4 protein-coding genes and 2 pseudogenes are annotated in these 5,775 nt (G+C 58.9%); 1 reads left to right on the forward strand and 5 read right to left on the reverse strand.

From position 1 onward, the window contains the following. The 5 genes and pseudogenes from AD428_RS26505 to xsc all read right to left on the reverse strand — a co-directional run. Nucleotides 1–424: hypothetical protein (locus AD428_RS26505; RefSeq protein WP_152968187.1), on the reverse strand; the 424-nt coding region annotated here is incomplete at its 3' end. Then, on the reverse strand, nt 421–1,881 hold the full coding sequence (locus AD428_RS25660) for an AAA family ATPase (protein ID WP_082308235.1): 1,461 nt from the start codon (nt 1,879–1,881) through the stop codon (nt 421–423). The genes AD428_RS26505 and AD428_RS25660, both read right to left, overlap by 4 nt. Nucleotides 1,882–2,095: 214 nt before the next feature. Then, nucleotides 2,096–2,328: pseudogene (locus tag AD428_RS25665) on the reverse strand (antitoxin VbhA family protein). Between the two features lie 107 nt (nt 2,329–2,435). Further along, the gene (locus AD428_RS27235) at nt 2,436–3,110 is read right to left on the reverse strand and encodes a hypothetical protein (protein ID WP_200908080.1); all 675 of its coding nucleotides are present in this window, start codon (nt 3,108–3,110) and stop codon (nt 2,436–2,438) included. Between the two features lie 79 nt (nt 3,111–3,189). Next, a pseudogene (xsc, locus tag AD428_RS21695) lies at nt 3,190–4,943 on the reverse strand (sulfoacetaldehyde acetyltransferase); the annotation flags it as partial. A 160-nt stretch (nt 4,944–5,103) separates the two neighbouring features. On the opposite strand from xsc, the gene AD428_RS21700 reads away from it, so the two are divergent. Next, nucleotides 5,104–5,775, forward strand: a 672-nt coding sequence (locus AD428_RS21700) for an IclR family transcriptional regulator (RefSeq protein ID WP_235491064.1), incomplete at its 3' end; no start/stop codon positions are given.

The following is a 5,775-nucleotide window of genomic DNA, read 5'->3' on the forward strand; positions in this document are numbered from 1 at the left end:
CGCCATAATTCTGGCGTAGATAATTTTCGTAAATTTCCTGGTCAAACCAATAATTTTCTATTGAGTGTCCCTTCGTTCTGAAACCTTGGCCCTGTGGTTCCTTGTATTCATATTTTATCGGCCGTTGATTTAAGTTAATGTCATCCCACTCTCGGTCAACCAGCCAGTTGAATTTTTCCGGCAGGCTTTCCAAGGTTTCCGCAACCGCTAGAACTTTTGCTTTATGGCCGTACCCATATAATTCTTCATCTTTAATAAGATCGGCTTCGTCAATTACGTAGCTTCCTTGTGTGCCTGTTGCTAGGCTATGAGACAGGAATAACCTAGATAATACCTTTTTATCCGTGGGGCCCTCGACCAGAATGGTTTTGGACGACCGGAGGGTAACTGCGAGCTTATAAGCCTTCTTGGAATAGTGGGTCATAAGTTTTCGTCGAGAATATTGTCGGATCCCTCGGAGGGGAGCGCTGGCAGCGGCATTTCATAAGTGCTCGGAGCAAAGTTCTGTAGGAACTCGAGATGATCCGCTCCGACCTCTGGTGAGTGTGTGCATGCAATAATCTGCCGATCTGGCGCTAACGCCATCAACTCGCTCAAAATTATCCGTTGCCAATCAACATGGAGGGATAGTTCCGGTTCATCTATGAGGAAAAGTCCGGGAGCTATTTTTCCCATACGAGTCGCCGAAAATAGCATGGTCAGCACTTGTCTTTCCCCAGAAGAAAGCGCTGTTAGCCCATAAGCGCGACCAGTATTAGTCTCAACATATACATTTCGACTATTTCCTCGGACGGCTCTGCCGTCTAAATCTTCCCTCACATGCAGTGTTTTATCAGCGAGAAACTTGTTAACAGCGATCTCAAATAGCCTAACCTTGTCAAACGAAGACTTTCTCTCTAAATTTCTTCGCTCAAGCATTTCGGCATATAGTTTTAAAACTCTTCGCTCGGCGGCTCCATTGCCTCCATCACCGAGTGTTTTTACTTGGTCAACGACTTGAACCAGCTTTTGTCCAATGTTGTCGGTATAGAGTTCATTGTCGTGTCGCTCTCCTTCCGCGAGAGCTTTTCGCACGCGCTGTATCAAGGCCTCCATTTCGAAGTCGGACGGTGTTTCGTCAGTCGATAGCAGGGCCTTAAATACGTCAACAAACATCTCGGACAGCATCCTTCGTTCGAAGGACGCTGTTTCGAACTGCGCGTCCCGCAACTCTATTGAAAGCCTCTCTGTCACCTCAAGGATTGATGGGTATCGGACAATGGGCACAAAAGGTCCGAACCATTCGCGGCATTGGATCGTTTTCCTTGCCGTGTGGCCCGACAAATCGTTCCTAGCGCCTACATAACGTCTAAACTCAGAATCGCCGTAGGCTTCACGGATAGCGGAGAGCTCCCCTCTGCGTATGTGCTCGAATGCCTCACTTCGTGTGCTGCTGTCGACACCGTAAGAATCCGAGCGTACTCGTTCTAAGATTGCACGGAACGCGGGCAAATAAACAGGCCGACCTCCAAGCACCGCTCGTACTTCTCTTTGTTCTGAGTTGGTTAGGTTGGGAGTTGAGAACCCATCCGCCTGGACTGTTGCGGAACCCAGTTCTTGTTCGTTTAAGAGTATGGTGAGGTAGATCCCCTGATCGTTCTGGGTCTTTATCAACTCCAGCTTGTTTTCGGCATGAGTAACGATCGTTATTTTTTTAAATGTCAAATATCTAAATCGTTCAAAATCTAGCTCAAGTACGTTGGCTAGAATATGCAGTAGCGTAGTCTTGCCTCGTCCATTCTTTCCATAAAGAACATTTAGACCCGGATTTAGTTCGAGTGATATATTGAACTGATGGTGTAGGCCTTCCGCAAGGACTTTCTTAATGGTTGGGAAATGCATGTAAGCAATCCTTTTTATGAACGCGAAATTTAATGCGAAACTAATCGATATGCTAAACGCATGTACGACCAATCTGATGATTTATTTCGTTGGGACGATGTTTAAGTCTCTGCCTAATCTAATTTCTTTCGCCCAAGTCACAGATTGTGTCCCTGTTGGACAAAAACCGGCGATAGCCTATCCTGCACTAGTCCCCAAACCCTAAATTCCTTCGTCATGACGAAGACTTTGGGAGCGTTAACGCGTCAGCGCGCGGCTGCACAAACTCTTGCAGGCTGATCTGACCATCGATGAAACGCTGGGCGTGGGCCTCATCGGCTTCACTGAGCGAGAAACCTTCTAGACCGACGGAGGCCCGCGCGTAGTTAACAGCCGATTGGCGTCGACAGCGTTCGGTCTCTATATGGTTTTGTGGGGCTGTAACCCGCATTTACCTTCACCAGCCATGGCGTCTCCTTGCTGTAGGTAACTCGATTTTACAAGAGGTACGCGTATTTTGGCTTAGGTACACGCAACCTCAGGGGTGGTGCGCTGAAATTGTCTTGTTTTGCCTGCTATGGATCGCCTGTATTAGCCTGCATCGTAGTTTCCAAAGAGGCTTTGCCTCTCTGGACTCTCCACCCTCGCCGGCGGGAGCCTCGGGGGCAGGGGTTACGGTCCGCATCGGCGGCGTGTCTGCTGAGGTCGGCACCTTTGTGCAGACCGGAATCCTTGTCAAACAAGGTGACGGTTACGTCCTGGCAGGCGGCGAAGGCGGGGACCGCCGGGAAGACCAACAGCCGCGAGGCGCTCAGCAGGAGCAGCAGGACCAAGAGCAAGAGCAGCATGATCCCGATTTGGCGGTAATGCCTGAGGAGGTTGTGAACGGCATCGACCAAGCCGCCGCAGGCATCCCACATGGAGCGATTCAGAACGGCATGGCGTCCGCTATCGCTGGCGCGATGGGCGATATCCCGATGGAGAACATCGCGGTTGGATTGGCGCAGAGTACCGGCATGGAGTTGGCCGAAGCGCAGGGACGGGCTCAGTTCATCATTGACGCCTATCAGGCTCAGGCGGACTCGTTCCTGACTTCTCAGATGGGTCTGTCTTCCGGCGAGCTTCAGGACTTCTACGAGTTCGCCCGAGAGCCCGGTAACAAGGATGCCCTCAGGGTTGCCCTTGAGGGGCAGCTTTACGGGAACAACATGGCGGGCTGGCGTCCGCTGATTGGCCGCTACATGGACCAAGTTGCGCCCAGCGCGGAGGCCCTACAGGCCCGAGGGTTTCCACCGGCAGCGGCGTTTCGCCCGGCTCGAAAGGCTGGTTCACATAGGGCTTGTACTTGTCCAGGAAGCGCACCGGCTGCTTGAGCGCATCGCGGCGGAACGGGTCGCCCAGCTCCTGGCTCACCATCATTTCCAGCACGGTGGTCTTGCCCTCCGCCTGCGCCTGGCATGCCGCCTGCAGCGCCGCGCCCACCTGGTCAGCGTGCTCCACGCGCACGCCCTCGGCGCCCATGGCGCGCGCCAGCTCGGCGAAGTTCGGGTTCTTCAGGTTGCTGCCCACGAAGCGCCGGCCGTAGAAATCGACCTGGTTCTTCTTCTCGGCGCCCCACTGCCCGTTGTGGAAGACCACCGCCGTCACCGGAATCTGCTCGCGCACGCAGGTCAGCAGCTCCTGGAAGCTCATGCACCACGCGCCATCGCCCACATAGGCCACGGCCGGCCGGTCGGGGCGCCCCAGCTTGGCGCCGATGAGCGCGGGCAGCGCATAGCCGCAATTGCCGAAGCTCATCGCGGCCAGCATGGAATTGGGCTCGTCGAAACGCAGGTAACTATTGGACACCGAGCAGATGTTGCCGATGTCGGTCGACACCATGACGTGCCGGGGCATGGCGCGTTCCAGCTCGCGCAGCATGCGGCGCGGGTGCATGCGGCCGCCGCTGTGCTCGATGATGTCCACGCTCCAGTCGTCGCGCTCGTGGGTCCACTCGTTCAGCTCGTTTTCCCAGGCGGCCTTTTCGTCGGCGATGGCCCGGGCGCGCTGCTCGCGGGTGGCCGCGCTGGCCACCTCGAGGGTCTTGAGCCGTGCCGTCAGCGAGGCGGCCGCGGCCTGGCGTCGCCGCAGATGCCAACCGACACCGGGCGCACCAGGCCCAGCATGCGGTGGTCGGCGTCCACCTGGATGATGCGCGCATTCTGCGGCCAGTAGTCCAGGCCGTGCTGCGGCAAGGTGCCGAAAGGCCCCAGCCGCGTGCCCAGCGCGAGCACCACGTCGGCCTGCGACAGCAGCTTCATGCCGGCCTTGGAACCCTGGTAGCCCAGCGGGCCGCACCACAACGGATGGCTGGCCGGGAAGGCGTCGTTGTGCAGATAGCTGGTCACCACGGGCGCGCCCAGCAGTTCCGCCAGCGCCACGCATTCCGCCTGCCCGTCCGAGAACAGCACGCCGCCGCCGGCCACGATGACGGGAAACTTCGCCTGAGCCAGCAGGCGCGCCGCCTCTTCCAGGTCTTCCTCCGCGCCCGGTCCGCGGCGCAGGCGGCGCGGCTCGGGAATGGCCACGTCGATCTCGCCATAGAAATAATCGCGCGGAATGTTGAGCTGGGCCGGGCCGCGCTCGGCCATGGCATTGTCAAACGCCTTGGCCGTGAATTCCGCGATGCGGTCGGGCCGGTTCACGTGGGCCTGGTACTTGGTGATGCGCGAGAAGATCGGCATCTGGTCGGTTTCCTGGAACCCGCCCAGGCCCATGCCCGACGTGCCGGTTTCGGGCGTGATGGCCACCACGGGGCTGTGGGCCCAGTACGCGGCCGCCACGCCAGTGACGAAATTCGTGATGCCGGGGCCGTTCTGCGCGATGCACACGCCATGGCGGCCTGTCACGCGCGAATAGCCGTCGGCCATGTGCGCGGCGCCCTGCTCGTGCACCGTGGGCACGAAGCGGATGCCCGCGGCGGGAAACAGGTCCAGCGCGTCCATGAAGGCCGAACCCACAATGCCGAACACGTCCTTGACGCCCTGGGCCACCAGCGTCTCCACGAACGCTTCGCTGGGGGTCATGTGTTGCTTGCTGCTCATGTCTCTCTCCTGGCGGGACCGGCCCGGAACGCATTGCATATTGGCCGGAGTGATCCGATACTGCAGCAGAACCCGCGTCATGCCCACCCTGGTGCGTTCCATTTTCCGCAAAATCCGCAATCCCACGCCGCCAGGCCGCCGAATCTTCAATTATTGAAAGATGAAAGACGAATCCTCCGCCGCGCTGCGCGCGCTTTCGCTGCTGGAACAGGTGGCCCGCTCCCCCAATCCGGTGAGCCTGGCCGCCCTCACCGAAGCCACCGGGCTGCCCAAACCCTCGGTGCTGCGCATCCTCTCCAGGCTGGTGGACGCCGGCATGCTGCTGCGCGAACCGGCCGGCAAGAGCTACGTCAGCGGTCCCCGCCTGTGCGCCATGGCGCGCGACACCCTGCTCAACTCGCCGCTGCGGGCCGAACGCCACCGCATCCTCGACAGCCTGGTCGACGCCATCGGCGAAACCTGCAACTGCACCATGCTCGACGGCGACGAGGTCATCTACCTGGACCGCGTCGAAACCGCCTGGCCGCTGCGCGTCAACCTGCAGCCGGGGTCGCGCGTGCCGCTGCACTGCACGGCCAGCGGCAAGCTGTTCCTCGCCCACATGCGGCGCGAGGCCCGCCAGCGCGTGCTGCGCGCCGCCGAGCTGCCCCGCTACACGCCCAACACCGTGTGCGACCCGGACGCGCTGGAAGAAGAGCTGCGCGTGATCCGCAAGGAAGGCGCGAGCTTCGACCGCGAGGAATTCCTGCTCGGCATCGTGTGCATGGCGCGCCCATCATGCTGGGCAACCGCGTCGTGGCGCCGTGGCCCTGCATGCCCCCGTCGCCCGGCT

Source organism: Achromobacter sp. DMS1, from assembly GCF_001270295.1.

What these genes read in the sequence shown, in the direction of transcription:
- AD428_RS25660 (WP_082308235.1), bottom strand. Translation starts at nt 1,881, where the DNA reads ATGCATTTCCCAACCATTAAGAAAGTCCTTGCGGAAGGCCTACACCAT.